Raw genomic sequence first — 18,365 nt, 5'->3', positions numbered from 1 at the left:
CCCCTTTCCGATAGCTGAACTGAAAACTGAAAGATAGGAGGCCGCATGGCCGATCCAAACACACCAAACACACAGGCTGAGCTTATCTATCAACTCATTCGAGCCCAGACCGCAAACGGCAAACCAACATTGCCGCCGCAACCCATAGACGCCGACGAGGCCGCAGCGCAATGCCTTGCCCTACTGACGGACCCGGAGAGCCGAGTTCTTCCCGCGGAGGCGTTCCGCGAACTGGCAAGACGAAACGCCGCGCTACTCGACGCGCCGCGCGAAGAAATAAGAGGGGCGCTTGCTCGGCAGGCCGTACTTCTGGAAGCGGCCGCGACGCGTTTCATGAGCAAGGCTGCTATTGCCACCACCGTGGATCACGCGTGCGCCCTCACCAAGCTCAGCCTCAGCGCCAGCCGGTCGCTAGTTGCCACGTTGGGCGCGATCAACTCTATGAACCGGGACCACGCCGACGAGGAAGCGATAGATGGCACTATCGCCTGAGGAACACGCGACCGTCGTTTCGCGTTGCAACAAAGAAAGGCGGGCACACGAAAAACTACAGGGTTTGCAGACCGGCCCGAAGTCGGCGGCCGGTAAAGCTGCGAGCGCAGCTCGCAGCCTGAAACATGGCGCAAGGTCGGCGGGCGGTCTAGAAATGCAGCGGTGGATAGCTTCGGTCAACCGACTTGCGAGCGTGCTAGATCGGTGCAGCAGCCCTTGAGTTTGGCAATGGGAAAGCAGAATCGATCAAAACGAAGAGGGCCATTGTCCGCTGCCAACTGGCGAAAAAACTCTAGCGACGGTTGGCTATTCTGCTAATTTTGAATTCTGGTTAGTTTTCCGTCCGTGAAATAAAGATAATTTCCATTACCATAAACCCATTGCTCCGACGTGCCGTATGAGGTTTGAGTCCGATTAATGTGCCGCGGTTTCCCCCAACTGCTTGCGATAGCGTCCTCTTCACTCATCCCCAGACTAACGCCATCTCTCTTTCGAGTTGCTACAGCGGACTTAGTCGCGGCAACCTCGCTATCTCGATTTTCTCGCTCAGCCTCGCCAGCTAATTGTAAGCGACGCTTCTTAAATTCAATGGCTTGGTCTGGATAATCTGATAAAAAGGAGTCCAGTGCTATCAGACGGCTTTGTGCCTCGGAACGCTTGTCGTTTATCAGTGCAATATAATTGCGTACCTCGGCGTCTGCCAACATCGTTTTCAGTGTTGGATCGTTCAATATTGCAGCACATGAACGAACGGTGGTTGCTGCCTCCCAGTATTTCTTCTGCGCAGTTAATTTCTTGTAGCGCTCTTTCTGTTCGTCCATCGCCGCTACACATGAGCTAGGCTGAATTCTAGCTTCTGCCTCGACTTTCGCTTCTGCTTCTGCCTTGACTTCTGCTTCTTCCTTGACTTTCGCTTTTGCTTCTGCCTTGACTTTCGCTAGTACCTTTTCCGTGAGCAATCGCTGTTCTACAGCCTTGTTCTTCACCTCTTGCTCATGATTGCCGCAAGCGGCGATGGTGGCTACTAAAAAAATCACTGAAATAGATAATAGACGTTTCTTCACGATGTTTCCTGCGAAACGCGAATAAAGATGGCGGGGTTTATAAAAAGAGGGTTAAGCGCTGGAGGCGTTCTAATGCGGCCGGCACTCCCTCTGTATGGCCGCTCCGATGGGCAGTAGTAGACTGCTAAATCACTCGTAGAATTTCCTCGTCCGACACATACCAGCCTCACACACGACTTGAGTTATCTGGTTTCCTGACCCTCTCGCTTCATAGTAACTAAGATTGTCTTTTTGCTTGAAGAGAACGGGCACCCCAACAACAGGGAAACCGTCATCTGCCAGAAACTGAACAACCTTGGCGGTCTCGGCATCTGCGGCAATAGCCGTGTTGGTGGATTTTTCGCCCATAGGGCGGGTTGACTGATCCGTGCGGTGAGGCGTGGATTGCTGTTGATAAGTCGCTGAAGGCCCCTTGACGTAGCGGAAGGCGATCATGGACACCGTTGCGGGTCCGTTGAATCCCGCAGGCGGGCTTCTCGACTCTATGTACACAGCGTTGCCGCCGCAGGCGCAGGCTTTGTCCTTGTGCTTGGAGACAGCGACCTCGTAGGTATGCACGAAGCTGAACATGGAGGTGCCCGTGATCACACACAATTCGTCGATCTCGCCGCCCTTCAGGGCCTGGGCACGGGTCTGGTATACCTTGACGTCGCAAGTTCCTTCGGTGACCTGTCCTTCCGACCCATCCATCATGGTCACGGATGAGCAACCATAGAGTGCCGCGACGGCAACTAGCGACAGGTTTCTGCGCGGCAATTTTTTCAACGGATGGCCCAGCGAAACGGAACGGTTGACAGGGACCCAAACTTGAGGAAGCTCTAGGTAAAAGCCAGTTATGCAAGTAGGGATTCAAGTATCAAACGCCAACGGCATCTAGTCAATGCATCTTTTTCGGGCCACGTGCAACGCCGGCCGGCGCTGACCATTTTTCGACCGATATGAAAGCCTGGTCCGTGCCGACCTGCCGACTTCGTAACCGTTTGCCGCTACCTGAAATCCCACGACGGCCTTGATGCGGGCAGACGGTTAATTGAAAAGTTTCAGAAATGCCGGCTGGTGCGGAGTGCAGTTGGTGCCTGCTTCGGTGGAACGGCCCGCGGAAAAGCTATGCCGTCTGCACTTGGGCGCGCTCCGCAATGAGGTCTGGTGGTCGAAGAACGTTGCGGCTGGTGTTCAGGATTGCGCCGCTGTAGAAGAACTGCTGCGACCACCTGCCAGTGTACGGCTTGGCGCAGATTCGAGCGTCCAGAATTCGCCATCAAGTTCATGTTCCAAATTTCGGCCGCCCCGGTTTCGTGCACCGATGGTGTTACCCGCTCAGAAGTGTCACCAGATGTGTCACCAACTGTCGCAAAACGCAAAAAGGCCAATCCGAAGATTGGCCTAAGTGCTTGAATCTATTGGCGCGCCCGGAGCGATTCGAACGCCCGACCCCTTGGTTCGTAGCCAAGTACTCTATCCAACTGAGCTACGGGCGCCTTGCCCTACTGAAGCGGCGAATTATACAGAGGCGTCCGGCCTCGCTCAAGCACTATCTTGCCGATTCCCGGGTCGGCTGTCGGGCGCGCGCGCTTCGCCGGCGCGGCGTGCGACGCCGGCCTACTGCTCCAGGGCCCGCCCGACGATCTCGCGTACGTCGGGCGACAGGCCTGCGAGCGAATGCAGTTTTTCAAGGGCGAAGCTGGCCTGTTGCTGACGCGGCTCGTCGAACTTCCGCCAGCGATCGAAGCGGCGTGCCAGACGCGCTGCGACCTGCGGGTTGAGGCGGTCGAGCTCGCCGATCTGCGTGGCGAGGAAGTGGTAGCCGCTGCCGTCGGCGGCGTGAAAACGGACATGGTTGTTGCCGAAGGTGTTGAGCAGCGCGTAGACCTTGTTCGGATTGCGCAGGTCGAAAGCCGGGTGCTCGAGCAGCCCCCTGACCACCGCAAGGGTGTCGGGAAGGTGACTCGCCGCCTGCACCGACAACCATTTGTCGACCACCAGCGCTTCGTCGTGCCAGCGCTCGTAGAAGCTGGCCAGCGCCAGCACGCGTTCCTGGCAGTCATCCTGCGCCAGAGTGGCCAGCGCGGCGAACTGGTCGGTCATGTTGTCGGCCGACTCGAACTGGCGCATGGCCAGGGCGCGTGACTCGTCGCTGTGCAGCTCGCCGAGGTAGCTCAGACAGACGTTGCGCAGCGCGCGCCGGCCGGCGGCAGCCGGCGTCGCCTGGTACGGGGCGTCGTCGGCGTGTGTGGCGTAGCAGTGCAGCAGCGCGTTGCCCAGTTGTTCGGCAACGAAGCGGCGCAGGCCGTTGCGGGCGTCGTGCAATGCGCTCGGGTCGACGACGGTCATCTCTTCGGCCAGCGTCGCTTCGCCGGGCAGGGTCAGCGCTTCGGCAGCGAAAGCGGGGTCGTCGCTGGCGTGTTCGAGCAGGCGTGCGGCGGCTTCGACGAAGCTCTGCGGCCAGTAGGCTGGGCGGCCGACCGAGAGGTCCTCGGCGGCCGCCAGGATCAGGCGGCTGGCCAGGCGTTGCCCGGCTTCCCAGCGGTTGAACGGGTCGCTGTCGTGGGCCAGCAGGTGAGCCAGCTCTTCGTCGCTCCAGGAGAAGTCGAGAATGACCGGCGCCGAGAAGTCGCGCAGCAGCGAAACGACGGGGGCGGCGGGCAGTTCTTCGAAGACGAACTGCTGCTCGAACTCGGTCAACGACAGGACGCGCGTCGTTCGGCCGCTGCCGGCGGCGGCGCCTTCGCCGGCGATCATCAGCGGCATGTCTTCGCCGTGGGCGCCGTTGAGGCCGACGGCCACCGGGATGTGAAACGGCGTGTGCAGCGGGCTCTGAAGCGGTTCGGCGTTCGCCGCAGTGGCGCTCGCCAGCAGCGATTGCGACAGCGTCAGGGTGTAGGTGCGTGCCTGCTCGTCGTAGTGGCCGCTGGCCCAGACGTGCGGCGTGCCGGCCTGGTCGTACCAGCGCTTGAACTGCGTCAGGTCGACGCCGGAAGCGTCGGCCATCGCCGCGACGAAGTCGTCGCAGGTGACCGCCTGGCTGTCATGGCGCTCGAAGTAGAGGTCCATGCCGCGCCGAAAAGCCTCCTTGCCGATCAGCGTTTCGATCATCCGCACCACTTCGGCGCCCTTGTCATAAACGGTGCTGGTGTAGAAGTTGTTGATCTCGATATACGAGTCGGGGCGCACCGGATGCGCCATCGGGCCGGCGTCCTCGGGGAACTGCATGGCGCGCAGGGCGCGCACTTCGCGAATGCGGGTGACCGCGCGACTGTGCATGTCGGCGCCGAATTCCTGGTCGCGATAGACGGTCAGCCCTTCCTTCAGCGACAGCTGGAACCAGTCGCGACAGGTGACGCGGTTGCCGGTCCAGTTGTGGAAGTACTCGTGCGCGACGACGCGGTCGATGTTCTGGTAGTCGGCGTCGGTGGCCGTGTCGGCGCGCGCCAGGACGTACTTGGTGTTGAAAACGTTCAGGCCCTTGTTTTCCATCGCCCCCATGTTGAAGTCGCCGACGGCGACGATCATGTAGTGGTCGAGATCGCATTCCAGGCCGAAGACTTCCTCGTCCCAGCGCATCGCACGCTGGAGTGCGTCGACGGCGTGCGCGCACTGGTCGAGCTTGCCGGGCTCGACGAATACGGCAAGCTGGACGCTGCGCCCGCTGCTGGTGGTGAATTCGTCGCGCAGCACGTCGAGGCGCGCGGCGACCAGCGCAAAGAGATAGCAGGGCTTGGCGAAGGGGTCTTCCCATTTTGCCCAGTGCCGGCCGTTTCCTTCGTCGCCACTGCCGGCCGGATTGCCGTTGGCGAGCAGCACGGGCAGGCTGGCCTTGTCGGCGTGCAGGGTGACCTGGTAGCGCGACATGATGTCGGGACGATCCGGGAACCAGGTGATGCGGCGGAATCCCTGCGCCTCGCACTGGGTGAAATAGCCGTCCTTCGAGCGATAAAGCCCGGAGAGGCTGCTGTTGTTGTCGGGGTCGATGCGCACCTGCGTGGTCAGCGTCAGCGCGTCCGGCGGATTGGCGATGGTCAGCGTCGAGCTCGTGCAGCGGTAGTCGTCGGTGCCAAGGGGCGTGCCGTTCATGGCCAGCGAGATCGTTTCCAGCCCCTGGCCATCGAGTTGCAGCGGCGCTGGCTGGGCCGCCGCCGCTGGGTTGCGCCGCAGTTGCAGCTGACTGCTGACCAGGACCTCGCCAGCGTTGAAATGCACGTCCAGTTCGACGCTGTCGACGAGGAAGGGCGGGGGTGTGTAGTCCTGGCGGTGGATTCGCTGCGCAGTTTCGCTGTTCATCGGGGGCTCCTTTTCTGCCGGCTTGTCCGGCAATGATCATCAGCCGGCGCGCCGACGAGTGCGTCGCCCGCTCAGGGCAACTCTTCGCGAGACAGCAGGAAGACGTACTGGTCGCCGGCCGTGGTGTCCAGCCAGGTAAAGGCGGTATCCGGGAAAGCCGCTTCGAGTTCTTCCCGGTTGTGGCCGATCTCGACCACCAGCAGGCCGTTCGGCCGGAGTCGTTGGCGTGCCGCGGCCAGGATGGCACGGGTCAGCTCGAGCCCGTCGTCGCCGCTGGCCAGGGCCAGTTCGGGCTCGCGTCGGTATTCGGCGGGCAGGCTGCGCATCGATTCGGCCTTGACGTAAGGCGGGTTGCTGACGATCAGGTCGTAGCGCTCCTTGCCGAGCGCGGCGAAGACGTCGCTCTCGATCAGCCGGATACGCTCTGCCAGATGGTAGTCGGCGACGTTGCGCGCGGCGACCGCCAGCGCGTCCGGCGAGATGTCGATGGCGTCCACACGGGCCTTCGGGAAGGCGTGCGCGGCGAAGATCGCCAGGCAGCCCGAGCCGGTGCACAGGTCGAGAACCGACGTCACGCCGTCGGGGTCTTCGATCCACGGCGCCAGTTGCTCGCACAGCAACTCGGCGATGAACGAGCGCGGCACGATGACCCGTTCATCGACGTAGAAGCGATACCCGGCCAGCCAGGCCTCGTTGGTCAGGTAGGCTGCCGGCAGGCGTTCGCCGATGCGGCGCTCGATGATGCGCAGCACGGCGGCACGCTCGTCGCCGGTCAGGTGCGCGTCGAGGAAAGGTTCGAGCCGGTCGAGCGGCAGGTGCAGGCTGTGCAGGAGCAGATAGGCCGCTTCGTCCCAGGCGTTGTCGGCACCGTGCCCGAAGAACAGTCCGGCCTCGTTGAAGCGGCTGACGGCAAAGCGCAGCAGGTCGCGCAGGGTCAGCAGTTCGTTTTGCGCCTGTTCAAACATGGCTCGGCAGCAGGCTTTCGAGAATCCGGCGGTAGATGGCGGCGAGCCGTGGCAGGGCGGCGATTTCGACGCCTTCGTTGACCTTGTGAATGCTGGCGTTGAGCGGCCCGATTTCGATCACCTGCGCGCAGATCTCGGCGATGAAACGGCCGTCCGACGTGCCACCACTGGTCGACAGCTCGGCCGTTACGCCGGTCTCGGCGCAAATCGCCTGCAGCGAGGCGTCGATCAGCGCGCCGTGGCCGGTCAGGAAGGGCTTGCCGCTCAGGTTCCACGCCAGCTCGTAGCTCAGCTCGTGGCGGTCCAGCAGCGCGCAGGTTCTCGCTTGCAGCTCCTCGGGCGCGCTGGCCGTTCCAAAGCGGAAATTGAACTGGATATCGACGCTCCCCGGAATGACGTTGCTGGCGCCGGTGCCGCCGTGGATGTTCGAGATTTGCCAGGTCGTCGGCGGGAAGAATTCGTTGCCCTGATCCCAGATGGTCCGGGTCAGCTCGGCGATCGCCGGCGCGGCCAGATGGATGGGGTTTTTCGCCAGATGCGGGTAGGCGATGTGCCCCTGCACGCCCTTGACGGTCAGTTTCCCGGACAGCGATCCGCGCCGCCCGTTCTTGATCGTGTCGCCGAGCGTATCGACCGACGTCGGTTCGCCGACGATGCAGTAGTCGATGGTCTCGCCACGCTGACGCAAGGCCTCGGTGACGGCGACGGTGCCGTCGATGGCGTCGCCTTCCTCGTCGGAAGTGAGCAGGAAGGCGATCGAGCCGCCGTGTGCGGGCTTGGCGGCGACGAAGGCTTCGGCGGCGGTCACGAAGGCCGCCAGTGACGCCTTCATGTCGGCGGCGCCGCGCCCGTAGAGCACGCCATCCTTGCGCAAGGGCAAGAAAGGGTCGCTATGCCATTGTTCGAGCGGACCGCTGGGGACGACGTCGGTATGGCCGGCCAGACAGAGCAGCGGCCTGCTGCGGCCGCGCCGCGCCCAGAGATTGCTGACCTGGCCGCGGTTGATGAACTCGCAGCTGAAGCCGATCGCTTCGAGGCGGCGCGCGATGATCGGCAGGCAACCGGCGTCGTCGGGAGTCACCGAGCGGCAGGCGATGAGTTGCTCGGCGAGGTCGAGCGTCACCTCGTCCTCGTCGGCGACTGCCGGCGTGCGGTTGTCGCCCCGGTCGGCGCTCTGCTCATTGCCCATTTCGCGCCCGCGCCTAGGGCTGCTCGTCGGCATCGTTGAGACTGAGAGAGAACTCCTTGAAGGAGGCGCTGCCGGGGTCGCTCGCCGATAGCTCGTACGATGCGATGTTGCGCTTTTCGTCGCTGCGCGGCGCCGGTGGCGCCTCGTAGTTGTTGATCAGCCAGGACAGGTTGGTCGGTGAGTCGGCATTGTTCAAGGCTTCCTCGAGGGTGATCACGTCGGCCCGGAAGAGTCGGAAGAGTGCCTGCTCAAACGTTTGCGAGCCGGGCGCGAGGCTCTGCTCCATGGCCTCCTTGAGGGCCGGGATGTCGCCGCGCTCGACCAGTTCCTGGACGTGGTAGCTGTTCAGGAGAACCTCGACCGCGGGTGCCAGTTTGCCTTCCTTCCTTTTCACCAGGCGCTGCGAGACGATTGCCTTGAGACTGACCGAGAGGTCCATGTACAGCGAGCTGCGGCTATCGAGCGGGAAGAAGTTGATCATCCGGTTGAGGGCGTGGTAGCTGTTGTTGGCGTGCAGCGTGCCGAGGCAGAGGTGGCCTGTCTGGGCGTAGGCAATCGCTGCCTGCATCGTTTCCTTGTCGCGGATTTCGCCGATCAGGATGCAGTCCGGTGCCTGCCGCATGGCGCTCTTCAGAGCGTTGTTCCAGCCCAGCGTATCCATGCCGATTTCACGCTGGTTGACGATCGACTTCTTGTGCTTGAACAGGTACTCGATCGGATCCTCGATGGTCAGGATGTGGCCCGCGCAATTGCTGTTGCGATGATCGAGCATGGAAGCAATGGTCGTCGATTTTCCCGAACCCGTCGAACCGACGATCAGGATCAGACCGCGCCTTTCCATGACCAGGTCGGCAAGCACCGGCGGCAGGAGCAGCGAATCGAGCGCCGGGATGTTGCCGAGGATGTAGCGCACGACGATCGAGATCGAGCCGCGCTGGCGAAACAGGTTGATGCGGAAGTTGCCAAGCTTGGGGACGCCGACCGAGAGGTTCATCTCCTTGGTCGCTTCGAAGGTGTGGGCCTGCTCCGGGCTCATCAGCTCGAGCGCGATCTTGTCGATCATCGCCGGTTCCATCTTCTGCTGATTGACCGGTACCGTTACGCCCTGAATCTTGATGTGGATCGGCGCGCCGGCGGAGATGAAGATATCCGACGCCTGCCGGTCGGCCATCACTTGAAAAAGCTTGTCGAGGAGCATGGGTTTTCCCAGCATCGCTTCAGGGCGCGGCGCGGGCGCGCTCAGTCGCTGCGCAGCAGATCGTTGATGCTCGTCTTGGCGCGTGTCTGGGCGTCGACCTTCTTGACGATCACCGCACAGTAGAGGCTGTAGCTGCCGCCCTTGCCCGGCATGCTGCCGGACACTACGACCGATCCCGGCGGCACGCGGCCATAGCTGACCTCGCCGGTTTCGCGGTCCAGGATCTTCGTCGACTGGCCAATGAAAACGCCCATCGAGATCACCGAACCTTCGCCGACGATGACCCCCTCGACGACTTCCGAGCGGGCGCCGACAAAACAGTTGTCCTCGATGATCGTCGGATTGCTCTGCAACGGTTCGAGGACGCCGCCGATGCCGACGCCACCGGAAAGATGCACGTTCTTGCCGATCTGCGCACAGGAGCCGACCGTGGCCCAGGTGTCGACCATCGTTCCTTCGTCGACGTAGGCGCCGATATTGACGTACGACGGCATCAGAACCACATTCCTGCCGATGAAAGAGCCGCGACGCGCGGTCGCCGGCGGCACGACACGGAAGCCGCCACTGGCGAACTTCTCGCGGTCGTAGTCGGCAAACTTGCTCGGCACCTTGTCGAAATAGCGCAGCGGACCGGCTTCGATCACGCTGTTGTCGGTCAGGCGGAAGGAGAGCAGGACGGCTTTCTTGATCCATTGGTGCGTCACCCACTCGCCGTCGATCTTCTCGGCAACGCGCAGGCCGCCCTCGTCGAGTTGCCTGAGGACGGCGGCCACGCTCTGGCGGATGCTCTCGTCGGCGCTACCGGGTTGCAGCGAGGCGCGGTTTTCCCAGGCCTCATCGATGACTTGCTGGATTGCCTGCATGGCAGTTTCCCTAGAGTTTTGAAGCGAATGAATGGATTCGTTCGGCAGCTTCGACGCAATCGGCGAGTGGCGCGACCAGCGCGATGCGCACGAAACCGGCGCCCGGGTTGATTCCCCGTGCGCTACGTGCCAGGGCGCTTCCGGGCAGAAGGACCACATTATAGTCAGCGAGCAGCGCACGGGCGAATTCGCCGTCGTCGATCGGCGTTTTCGCCCAGAGATAGAAGCCGGCGTCGGGCAGCGCGGTGTCCAGCACTTCGCCCAGGCGCGGTGTCACGGCAGCGAATTTCTCCCGGTACTGGCGACGGTTCTCGACGACATGCGCCTCGTCGTTCCAGGCCGCAACGCTCGCCGCCTGGACCGCCGGATTCATCGCGCTGCCGTGATAGGTGCGGTAGAGCAGGAAGGCCTTGAGGATCGCCGCGTCGCCGGCGACGAAGCCCGAGCGCATGCCGGGAACATTGGAGCGCTTGGACAGGCTGGAGAACATGACCAGACGCTCGTAGCCGCGACCGAGCAGGCGTGCTGCCTGCAGGCAGCCGAGCGGCGGCTGCGTCTCGTCAAAAAAAATCTCCGAGTAGCATTCGTCCGAGGCGATGACGAAGTCGTAACGGTCGGCGAGGGCGAACAACTGTCGCCAGTCGTCGAGACTGAGCACCTTGCCGGTCGGATTGCCTGGCGAGCAGACATAGAACAGTTGCACGCGCTGCCATTCCGCTGTGCTGAGGCTCGCGAAGTCGAAGGCGTAGTCGTCGTCCGGCAGGGTGTTGAGAAAGCGCGGCTCGGCGCCGGCAAGATACGTTGCCCCCTCGTAGATCTGGTAGAAGGGGTTGGGGCTGACGACCAGCGGCGTGTAGCCACGCGTGCGGTCGATGACCGTCTGGGCGAAAGCGAACAAGGCCTCGCGCGAGCCGTTCACCGGCATCACCTGCGTTTCCGCGTCGAGGTCGGTGAGGCCATAGCGGCGGCCCAGCCAGGCGGCCAGGCTGCGGCGCAGTTCGACGCTGCCGAGGGTGCTAGGATAGCTGGCCAGTCCGGCCAGGTTGGCGCTCAATGCCTCCTTGATGAAGGCCGGTGTGGCATGCTGCGGCTCGCCGATCGACAGCCTGATTTCGCGCAGCTCCGGATTTGGAGTGATGTCGGCGAAGAGTTGCCGGAGCTTCTCGAAGGGATAGGGTTGCAGCTTGCTGAGGTGGGGATTCACAGGCGTGGGTTTCTCGTCACGGGGCGCTGGATTGTGCCGACGATTATAAGGGGCATCGACTGACGGTGAAAGGAAAGGCGCGGCAGACAGCCGGCGGCAGTGGTGCTCGCCAGCAGCGTCTGGCCATCGGCGCCCTGCTCGGCGGGGCGCTGATCTGGGGCGTCATCTGGTACCCCTATCGCATCCTGCGCGATGCCGGCGTCGACGGCATCGCGTCCTCGACGCTGACCTATGGCGTCGCTTTCGTCCTCGGCCTGCTGGTTTTTCGCCGTTCGCTGCTGGCCTGGGTGCCATCGTGGACGCTGCTCTGGCTGGCGCTGGCGGCCGCGGCCTGCAACCTCGGCTACGTGCTGGCAACACTCAGCGGCGAAGTCGTGCGCGTCCTGCTGCTCTTTTACCTGGCGCCTTTGTGGACCGTTCTGCTATCGCGCCTGTTGCTCGGCGAGCGCCTCAGCCGCGCCGGCGCCGGCGTCGTCGCCCTGTCGCTGCTCGGCGCCGCGACCATGCTCTGGGAGCCGCAGGCTGGCCTGCCGGCAGCGCCGGATCACGCTGACTGGCTCGGCCTGATCGCCGGCTTCTCGTTCGCCCTGTTCAACGTTCTCTGCCGGCGGGCCGGCCACTTGAGCATCGAAAGCAAGGCCATGGCCGCCTTCGCCGGGGTCGCGGTCACCGGCACGCTGCTCCTGCTGGCGGGCGTCGGCAGCCTGCGCCTGCCCGCCGCGCCGTCGCTCTGGCTGCTCGTCGCCGTACTCGGCTGCGTGCTGGTGGTCGCCAACGTCATCGTTCAGTTTGGTCTGGTGCGCGTTGCCGCCAACCGCGCGGTGGTCATCATGCTGACCGAAATCGGCTTTGCCGCCGTCGCCGCCTGGCTGCTCGCCGGCGAGGCGCTGGCGCCGCGCGACTGGGTGGGTGGGGCGCTGGTCGTCGCCGCCAGCCTGTTCTCGGCGCGCATGGACGAGCGCCCGGCAGGGTGCCGCTTCGATCGCGAAGGCTGACGATGGCGCGGCGGTGGCGGCAGCGCTACGCGCCGCAGCATTTCTTGAATTTCTTGCCGCTGCCGCAAGGGCAGGGGTCGTTGCGCCCGACCTTTGGGGTCTCGCGGCGGATGGTCTTGATGCTCCGCTGGGCGACCCAGAAGCGGTAGATCTCGGTCACCGCCTGCGGCAGCTTCTCCTCGCATTCCACTTGCAGGTGTTCGAGTTCCTCGCCCGACAGCCAGTCCTCGCCAGCAGCGAGGGCGGCCGCCTCGGCGTCGCCGGTGAGCATGAACAGCGGAAAGAGCTGCTCGTCGAGGTAGCAGATTTCGTCACTGTCTTCCTTGCCCTCTTCTGCTCCCAGGGCGTCGAACCAGTCTTCCGCCGCCGCATCGACGCCGTGCAGGTAGGCCTGGCACCAGGGCAGGTAGTTGCCGGCACCGCTTTCGTCGCCGTCGATGGCGTAGAGCAGCAGGACCGGTGCCTGGCCACGCGCCAGTTCGCTTTCCAGTTCGGCGACGAAAGGGCGCAGCAGGTCGGCTGCCTCGCGGCGGAGGTCTTCGCTGCCGGCCTGGGCATCGCCAAGCACTTCGCTAAGCCATTGCTCCTCGGCTATTGGACGCGGACCCGACAGCGCGGCACAAAGATAGCCGTGCGCTTCGTCGAGGCGCATTGCCTCAGGCAGTGCGGGGTCGCCGAGCAGCTGTTCGAGGCGCAGGAGGAGGGGGTCGGGGAGGGGCGCGGGCAGGCTCATGGTCTTAGCCTCGGGTGGTCGATTGCGTGTCGAAGGCGGCGAGTGCAACGCTTGGCGCAGGAGTCCAGCCCGGTTTGCGGTGTTCGGCAACGACCGTGGTGAAGATGCCGCCGCGCACGTAGAAGCGCGCGGTGAGCTGCATGTAGCGTGGCTGGGTAGCGCTGACCAGATCGTCAAGAATGCGGTTGGTGACGTCTTCGTGGAAGCAGCCGGTGTTGCGGAAAGACCAGATGTAGAGCTTCAGGCTCTTCAGCTCGACGCAGCTCTGCTCGGGGATGTAGTCGAGGATCAGGGTCGCGAAGTCCGGCTGCCCGGTCTTCGGGCACAGGCAGGTAAATTCGGGGATTTCCATGTGGATGCGGAAATCCCGTTGTGGGGCGGGATTGGCGAAGGTGGCAAGCGTTTCGGCCGGCGTTGTGCTCATGGTGGTTCCGAGTGGTGCTCCGCGCGGGGCGGGAGGGGCGAAGGGCCGGCAAATTGGCCAGGCAGAATGCTATTATAGGCGACCCATTTTGCACCCGGCTGGAATGTTGCTTGTCATGAGCTTTGCCGGTGCGAGGCGTCATGCGCCCGCGGCAAGGTTTTACCGATTTCTTCCAGCGCGGCTGTGCAGGCCGCGCTTCAGTGTTGATGCGCCTGACCAGACTGAAACTCGCCGGCTTCAAATCCTTTGTTGATCCCACGAACATCGCGCTGCCCGGGCAGTTGATCGGCGTCGTTGGGCCCAATGGTTGCGGCAAGTCGAACGTGATCGACTCGGTGCGCTGGGTGCTGGGCGAATCGAAAGCGTCGGAGTTGCGCGGCGAATCGATGCAGGATGTGATCTTCAACGGTTCGGGATCGCGCAAACCGGTGTCGCGGGCGGCGGTCGAGCTGGTCTTCGACAACACCCTCGGGCGGCTTTCCGGGCAGTGGTCGCAATACGCCGAGCTGTCGGTGAAGCGCCTGCTGACCCGTAGCGGCCAGTCCGAGTACTACATCAACAACCTGCACGTTCGCCGCAAGGACGTGACCGACCTTTTTCTGGGTACCGGCCTCGGTCCGCGCGCCTACGCGATCATCGGGCAGGGCACCATTTCGCGGATCATCGAAGCCAGACCTGACGAGCTGCGCGTCTTCCTCGAAGAAGCGGCCGGCGTGACGCGCTACAAGGAGCGGCGCAAGGAAACCGGGCATCGCCTTGCCGACACCCGCGACAACCTGACCCGCGTCGAGGACATCCGCCTCGAACTGGCCTCGCAGATGGAGCGGCTCGAAGGGCAGGCCGGCGTCGCTCGCCAGTATCGCGCTTACAGCGACGAGCTGACGCGCAAGCAGCAGCTGCTCTGGTTTCTGCGTCGTAACGAGGCGCAGCTCGAGCGTGAACGGCTGGCGCGCGAAGTCGAACAGGCGAGCACGGGTCTCGAAGCGCAGAACGCCGCGCTGCGCAATCTCGAGGCGCGTATCGAGGCGGCGCGCGAAGCACATTTCGCCGCCAGCGACGGCGTTCATGCCGCGCAGGGCGAACTGTTTGCCGCCAACGCCGAAGTCGCCCGGCTGGAAGCCGAGATCCGGCATCGCCGCGAAGCGCAGCGCGAGTACGAGACGCGTCTGGCCCAGCTCACCGCCGATCGACAGAATTGGCAGGCGCAGGCCGAGACACTGGCCGGCGACGAGCAACGCTGGCAGGGCCTGCTGGCGGTGGCCGACGAGCGCGTCGAGCAGGGGCGGCTGCGCCTCGAGGCGCAGCAGGAACGCCTGCCGCTGGCCGAGGACAGCCACGCCGCTGCGCGCCAGGAAGCAAGTCGCCAGCGCGCCGAGATCGTCCAGGCCGAGCGGCGGCTGCACGTCGAGCAGGCGAATCGTGGGCACGCGCAGCGTTCCTTGCAGAGCATCGCCAGCCGGCGCGAACGCCTGGCGCTCGAGCGCCAGGCGCTGGCCGCCCCCGACGAACGCGAGTTGACCGACAAACAGGGCGAACTGCTCGCCCTGCGTGCCGCGATCAGCGTCGCGCTGGACGAGCAAAAAGGCCTGCAACAGGCCCTGCCACAGGTCGAGCAACAGCGGCGCGAGATTCTCGCCGAAGTGCAGCACGCGCAGAAAGAGCGCGCCGAGGCGACGGCGCGCCGCAACGCCCTGCAACAGCTGCAGCAGCGGCTGCAGGCGGACGGCAAACTGGGCGACTGGGTGCATCGGCATGGTTTGCAGAACGGCGAGGCGCTGTGGAAATCGCTGCACGTCGAAGCCGGCTGGGAAGATGCCGTCGAAGCCGTGCTGCGCGAGCGACTCGGCGCGCTGCCGGCCGACGCCGCCGACCCGGCGTGGAGCACCGACCGGCCGGGTAGCAAACTGACTTTGCTGCTGCCCTTGGTCGGCGGCGCAGCCAGCCGCGTCGTTGGCGGCGACACCCTGCTGGCGCGTATTCGTTGCGACTCGCCGCAGTTGTCGGCCATTCTTGCCGACTGGCTTGGCGAAGTGCTCACCGCGCCCGATCTGGAAGCCGCTCTGGCGCAGCGCAGCGCGTTGCCGGCCAGCGCCTGTTGCGTGACCTCTGGCGGCGACCTCGTCAGCCGGCAGAGCGTGACCCTGTTCGCTCCGGATAGTGGTGAGCACGGATTACTCGAGCGGCAGCGCGAGATCGACGGGCTGGCGGCGGTGATCGGCGAGCGCGAGGAGAGGCTCGCACAGGCGCAGGCGAGGCTGGGCGAAAACGAGCAGCGGCTGCAGGATAGCCAGCACACCCTGCAGGAGTCCGGCCATCAGCTCGGCGTTCTGCAGAATCGGGCGCACGCCCTGCAGGTGGAGACGCTGAAGCTGGCGCAGGCAGGCGAACGCTTCAGCGAGCGGCAGGCGCAGATCGACGATAGCCTGGCTGAACTGGCTGTCGAGGAAGAGAGCGAAAGCGAGCGCCTGTTCGTTACCGACGAGGCGATCGATGCGCACGGCGAGCAGCTCCGCCAACTGCAGACGCTGATGCACACGGCGCAGATGCTTTTCGAGCACAGCGAAGGCGTCGTGCGTGAGCAGCGCGAGCAGCTCGGCGGCTGCGAACGCGAACTGCGCGAAGCCGAGTTTTCGCAACGCGAGTCACGCAGCAAGTTGCAGGAGCTGGCCGCTGGCCGTGAGCTCGCCAGCCAGCAACTGGCACGCGTTGTGGACGAGCTGAAGCGCTGCGCGGAGAACGCCTCGGCACTGCAGGCAGACGAACTGGAGCCCCGCTTGCAGGCGGCGCTCGATCATCGCGTCGCCCGCGAGCACGCGCTGGCGAGTGCCCGTGACGCCCTGGAGATGGCGACCAATGCCCTGCGCGGCCTCGACGAAGAGCGCCTCAAGGCCGAGCAGAGCCTCGACCCGCTGCGCAACCGGATCGGCGAACTGAAGCTCAAGGAGCAGGCTGCGGCGCTCAACGTCGAGCAGGCGGCGACGCAGCTGGCCGAGGCCAAGGCCGACGAGCCGTCGCTGGCCGGCGAACTGGGCGGCTGGCGGGCGGCGCCTTTGCAGGGCGCGATCACCGCTTTGCAGCGCTCGATCGACGCGCTCGGCGCGGTCAACCTGGCGGCGCTGGACGAACTGGAAGCGGCGCGCGAACGCAAGGGCTATCTGGATGCGCAGTCGGAAGACCTGACGCAGGCCATGGAAACGCTGGAAAATGCGATTCGCCGTATCGATCGTGAAACGCGCGACCTGCTGCAAAGCACCTACGACGCAGTGAACCGCAGCTTTGGCGAGCTGTTTCCAGCGCTTTTCGGTGGTGGCGAGGCGCGCCTGATCATGACCGGCGAGGAAATTCTCGACGCTGGATTGCAGGTGATGGCACAGCCGCCGGGGAAAAAGAACTCGACGATTCACCTTCTATCCGGCGGCGAGAAGGCCTTGACGGCGATCGCCCTGGTGTTTTCAATGTTTCAGCTCAACCCGGCACCGTTTTGTCTGCTTGACGAAGTCGACGCGCCGCTTGACGATACGAATACCGAACGTTTCTGCTCGATGGTGCGACGGATGTCGATCAACACGCAGTTTCTGTTCATCAGCCACAACAAGATTACGATGGAGATGGCGCAACAGCTCGTCGGAGTGACCATGCAGGAATCCGGCGTCTCGCGCATCGTTGAAGTCGATATGGAAGAGGCGCTACGCATGCGCGAGCAACTCGTTTAGGAATAGATATGACCGACTTGCAGATGGGTTTGATCGGCTTCGGCGGTGTCGCCGTGCTGGGAGTGCTGGCTTACAACAAATGGCAGGAGCGCAAGCACCGCAAAATGGCCGAGGAGCTGCTCAGCGCACGCCAGACCGACGTCCTGCTCGATGAGCCGGGCAGCGCAAGCAGCGGCGGCTTGGCGAATGAGGGCGCGCCTCCTGGCGATCAGGAACGCATCGAACCCTTGCTGCGCGCGCATCCGGACGAGTTCCGGGAGCCGGATGCGTCGGCGGCGACGCAGGAAACGGCGAGCGAGGCAAGCGCCGCGGCGGTTGCAGGCAGGTCCGCAAGTCACGCAGAAACGGCCGCCGCGGTCGCATCGCCGACGCCTGCTGCCGGCGACCGGGCGGAAGCCAGGGATAGTCCGGCGCCGCTTTGCGTGCTGTCGCCGAAGATCGACTACATCGCCGCGATTCAGGTCGTCGAACCGATCGCCGGCTACCGCATCCGTGAAGCACAGCGCGCCACGCTGACGCGGCTGAGCAAGGCAGTGCACTGGATCGGCCACAACGAAGACTCGCACGCCTGGGAGCCGATCCTCGAGGACAGCGAACACGAGTACCGGCACATTCGCGTCGGCGCGCAGCTGGTAGACCGCAAAGGCCCGCTGGCCGACCGTGAACTATCGGTTTTCAAGGTCGCCATGCAGGAAATGGCGACCGAACTGATGGGACTTGTCGAGTTGCCGGCACGCGAGCAGGCCTTGCAGCTTGCCGCCCAGCTGGACGACTTCTGCGCCGGCGTCGATATCCAGATCGGTGTCAACGTGATCAGCCAGGGACAGGTTTTCGCGGGCACCAAGCTGCGTGCGCTCGCCGAGTCGACGGGAATGGTCATGGACAGCGCCGGGCGTTTTGCCCGCTGCGATGAGAGCGGCAACGTGCTCTACATATTGGTGAATCAGGAGGCCGACGAATTCTCGGCAGAGTCGATTAAGACGCTGAGCACGCACGGGGTGACCTTTCTGCTCGACGTGCCACGTGTGGCCAATGGTGACCGGGTTTTGACCCAGATGTTCGAGCTGGCACGGCGGTTTGCCGAAGCACTGAATGGCGCGCTGGTCGACGATAACCGTCGCCCCTTGTCGGAGGCCGCACTGGACCCGATTCGTCAGCAGGTGACACAGTTCCAGGCGGCGATGGCGGCGCGAGAGCTGCCGGCGGGCGGCGCGCTGGCGCAGCGCCTGTTTTCCTGACTCCCGAAA

14 protein-coding genes and 1 tRNA gene are annotated in these 18,365 nt (G+C 64.0%); 4 read left to right on the top strand and 11 right to left on the bottom strand.

The annotated features are described in order from the left end of the window. Positions 1-45 precede the first annotated feature (45 nt). Positions 46-492 (top strand): hypothetical protein, encoded by a 447-nt coding sequence (locus QZ634_RS17560; protein WP_291990630.1) that lies wholly within the window; start codon positions 46-48, stop codon positions 490-492. Between the two features lie 314 nt (positions 493-806). Here QZ634_RS17560 and QZ634_RS17555 read toward each other — a convergent pair whose 3' ends face one another. The 9 genes from QZ634_RS17555 to dapC all read right to left on the bottom strand — a co-directional run bounded on the left by QZ634_RS17555 (position 807) and on the right by dapC (position 11,253). Next, positions 807-1,556: a hypothetical protein gene (locus QZ634_RS17555; RefSeq protein ID WP_291990629.1), complete on the bottom strand. Its 750-nt coding sequence runs from the start codon at positions 1,554-1,556 to the stop codon at positions 807-809. A gap of 129 nt (positions 1,557-1,685) precedes the next feature. Next, the gene (locus tag QZ634_RS17550) at positions 1,686-2,321 is read right to left on the bottom strand and encodes a hypothetical protein (RefSeq protein ID WP_291990627.1); all 636 of its coding nucleotides are present in this window, start codon (positions 2,319-2,321) and stop codon (positions 1,686-1,688) included. A gap of 636 nt (positions 2,322-2,957) precedes the next feature. Then, positions 2,958-3,034, bottom strand: a tRNA-Arg gene (locus QZ634_RS17545). Positions 3,035-3,155: 121 nt separating this feature from the next. Then, positions 3,156-5,834, bottom strand: coding sequence for an aminopeptidase N (pepN, locus tag QZ634_RS17540; protein WP_291990626.1), 2,679 nt, complete (start codon positions 5,832-5,834; stop codon positions 3,156-3,158). Positions 5,835-5,905: 71 nt separating this feature from the next. Continuing rightward, entirely contained in the window at positions 5,906-6,799 is an 894-nt protein-coding gene (gene prmB / locus QZ634_RS17535) for a 50S ribosomal protein L3 N(5)-glutamine methyltransferase (protein ID WP_291990625.1), read from the bottom strand. After that, on the bottom strand, positions 6,792-7,988 hold the full coding sequence (gene dapE / locus QZ634_RS17530; protein WP_291990623.1) for a succinyl-diaminopimelate desuccinylase: 1,197 nt from the start codon (positions 7,986-7,988) through the stop codon (positions 6,792-6,794). The genes prmB and dapE overlap by 8 nt, the downstream gene beginning before the upstream one ends. A gap of 13 nt (positions 7,989-8,001) precedes the next feature. Continuing rightward, entirely contained in the window at positions 8,002-9,186 is a 1,185-nt protein-coding gene (locus QZ634_RS17525; protein ID WP_291990621.1) for a PilT/PilU family type 4a pilus ATPase, read from the bottom strand. 41 nt (positions 9,187-9,227) lie between these two features. Beyond that, positions 9,228-10,049 carry a 2,3,4,5-tetrahydropyridine-2,6-dicarboxylate N-succinyltransferase gene (dapD, locus tag QZ634_RS17520; RefSeq protein WP_291990619.1) on the bottom strand — a complete coding sequence of 274 codons (822 nt, stop codon included), beginning with the start codon at positions 10,047-10,049 and terminating at the stop codon, positions 9,228-9,230. A 10-nt stretch (positions 10,050-10,059) separates the two neighbouring features. Beyond that, on the bottom strand, positions 10,060-11,253 hold the full coding sequence (gene dapC, locus QZ634_RS17515) for a succinyldiaminopimelate transaminase (protein WP_291990617.1): 1,194 nt from the start codon (positions 11,251-11,253) through the stop codon (positions 10,060-10,062). 65 nt (positions 11,254-11,318) lie between these two features. Between dapC and QZ634_RS17510 the strand changes: the two genes are divergently transcribed. After that, a complete protein-coding gene (locus tag QZ634_RS17510; protein WP_291990615.1) occupies positions 11,319-12,248 on the top strand; it encodes a DMT family transporter in 930 nt (309 codons plus the stop codon). Between the two features lie 25 nt (positions 12,249-12,273). Here the strand turns inward: QZ634_RS17510 and QZ634_RS17505 are convergent, their stop codons facing one another. Both QZ634_RS17505 and queF read right to left on the bottom strand, forming a co-directional pair. Continuing rightward, entirely contained in the window at positions 12,274-12,981 is a 708-nt protein-coding gene (locus QZ634_RS17505) for a UPF0149 family protein (protein ID WP_291990613.1), read from the bottom strand. A 4-nt stretch (positions 12,982-12,985) separates the two neighbouring features. After that, on the bottom strand, positions 12,986-13,405 hold the full coding sequence (gene queF / locus QZ634_RS17500; RefSeq protein WP_043569948.1) for a preQ(1) synthase: 420 nt from the start codon (positions 13,403-13,405) through the stop codon (positions 12,986-12,988). Positions 13,406-13,611: 206 nt separating this feature from the next. Here queF and smc point away from each other — a divergent pair, with 206 nt between their 5' ends. Together smc and QZ634_RS17490 are read left to right on the top strand one after the other, a co-directional pair. Beyond that, positions 13,612-17,118: a chromosome segregation protein SMC gene (gene smc, locus QZ634_RS17495; RefSeq protein ID WP_291990696.1), complete on the top strand. Its 3,507-nt coding sequence runs from the start codon at positions 13,612-13,614 to the stop codon at positions 17,116-17,118. Positions 17,119-17,126: 8 nt separating this feature from the next. After that, positions 17,127-18,356 carry a cell division protein ZipA C-terminal FtsZ-binding domain-containing protein gene (locus tag QZ634_RS17490; protein ID WP_291990611.1) on the top strand — a complete coding sequence of 410 codons (1,230 nt, stop codon included), beginning with the start codon at positions 17,127-17,129 and terminating at the stop codon, positions 18,354-18,356. Positions 18,357-18,365 lie beyond the last annotated feature (9 nt).

Origin of the sequence: Candidatus Accumulibacter sp. ACC007 (genome assembly GCF_907163205.1) — a bacterium.
In the GTDB taxonomy this organism is placed as follows: domain Bacteria; phylum Pseudomonadota; class Gammaproteobacteria; order Burkholderiales; family Rhodocyclaceae; genus Accumulibacter; species Accumulibacter regalis.
Note: the sequence above shows the minus strand (reverse complement) of the source record. Positions and strands in the feature narration are given on the sequence as shown.

Bases quoted from the DNA above. Each gene is read 5' to 3' on its own strand.
- QZ634_RS17560 (WP_291990630.1), top strand. From the start codon at position 46: ATGGCCGATCCAAACACACCAAACACACAGGCTGAGCTTATCTATCAA.
- pepN (WP_291990626.1), bottom strand. From the start codon at position 5,834: ATGAACAGCGAAACTGCGCAGCGAATCCACCGCCAGGACTACACACCC.
- prmB (WP_291990625.1), bottom strand. From the start codon at position 6,799: ATGTTTGAACAGGCGCAAAACGAACTGCTGACCCTGCGCGACCTGCTG.
- dapE (WP_291990623.1), bottom strand. From the start codon at position 7,988: ATGGGCAATGAGCAGAGCGCCGACCGGGGCGACAACCGCACGCCGGCA.
- QZ634_RS17525 (WP_291990621.1), bottom strand. From the start codon at position 9,186: ATGCTCCTCGACAAGCTTTTTCAAGTGATGGCCGACCGGCAGGCGTCG.
- dapD (WP_291990619.1), bottom strand. From the start codon at position 10,049: ATGCAGGCAATCCAGCAAGTCATCGATGAGGCCTGGGAAAACCGCGCC.
- QZ634_RS17505 (WP_291990613.1), bottom strand. From the start codon at position 12,981: ATGAGCCTGCCCGCGCCCCTCCCCGACCCCCTCCTCCTGCGCCTCGAA.
- queF (WP_043569948.1), bottom strand. From the start codon at position 13,405: ATGAGCACAACGCCGGCCGAAACGCTTGCCACCTTCGCCAATCCCGCC.
- smc (WP_291990696.1), top strand. From the start codon at position 13,612: ATGCGCCTGACCAGACTGAAACTCGCCGGCTTCAAATCCTTTGTTGAT.
- QZ634_RS17490 (WP_291990611.1), top strand. From the start codon at position 17,127: ATGACCGACTTGCAGATGGGTTTGATCGGCTTCGGCGGTGTCGCCGTG.